Genomic DNA, 888 nt, shown 5'->3' with positions numbered 1-888 from the left:
GCTGGGTAATGCTTTGTATCGGGTCGTCCGATGTCGCACAACTTGTTTACCTTGGAGACCAAGAACATCCGTCTTCACACTCTCAGACCGAGCAATGCCCGTTCTCCGGCGGCGTTCTCGCCCACGCCTTCACGCCCGATCAGGTTGTTCATTTAGAACTATCCCTTCAAATCGATACGCAATACTTCCTTCGTTTATGCGAAGCGAGTCGGTATTTTAAGCTTCCTCGCGCGCCACCCTTTTCGCTCGTTTAAAAGCACACATTTCTGTTTACCGTTCTTAATGATCATGGCTTTACGCTTTGGTTCTGCAGCCGATGCTTGGTAATGCGCTCGACGTCGTAAGGGTCAAAAGTGCATAAGCCGGCTCGTCATAGACCTCGCGTGGGATTTCTCCAGCCCGTCTTAAGCACGGATAAAACGCATGAATGTGTGCTCACCCGTTTGTTCACAAATCACCCCACGAGGGTTCGAAAAACAAATTAAACGAGAGCACTATGAAACATCTTTACCTTGCAGCGCTTGCTAGCTGCGCCCTTTTATCTGCCTGTTCATCCAGTAACACCAGCGACGTTGGTGCAAACGAAGAGCGAGAAGTTGCGATCGCCTTTGCCGCCGAGGCAAACAATGTCGCTATCGATTGCACAACGCAATTAACGGGAATCGGCAACCCAAGTACTAACGCTACCGTTAAGGAATTTCGGTTCTATGTTCATGACGTTCGTCTTTTAGACGAAGCAGGCAAGTCTTACAACCTACAACTCAAGGACAACGACTGGAACCATCAGAATCTTACCCTGCTTGATTTCATGGACAGAGACACAAGCTGCAGCGGCTCAACGAAAGACACAAATACGGAAGTAAACGGCACGGTTACCGTATCCTCGTC

The 888-nt window shown here is 49.2% G+C and carries 2 protein-coding genes; both read left to right on the top strand.

Annotation, left to right across the window (positions count from 1 at the left end; translation table 11 throughout):
* Positions 1-254 (top strand): hypothetical protein (locus tag A3751_RS23195; RefSeq protein WP_197466536.1); only part of this gene is annotated, 254 nt, incomplete at its 5' end.
* 242 nt (positions 255-496) lie between these two features.
* Positions 497-888 (top strand): MbnP family protein (locus tag A3751_RS19570; RefSeq protein WP_197466535.1); only part of this gene is annotated, 392 nt, incomplete at its 3' end.

Source organism: Oleiphilus sp. HI0080, from assembly GCF_001635135.1.
This window is presented reverse-complemented; position numbering and strand designations above follow the sequence as displayed.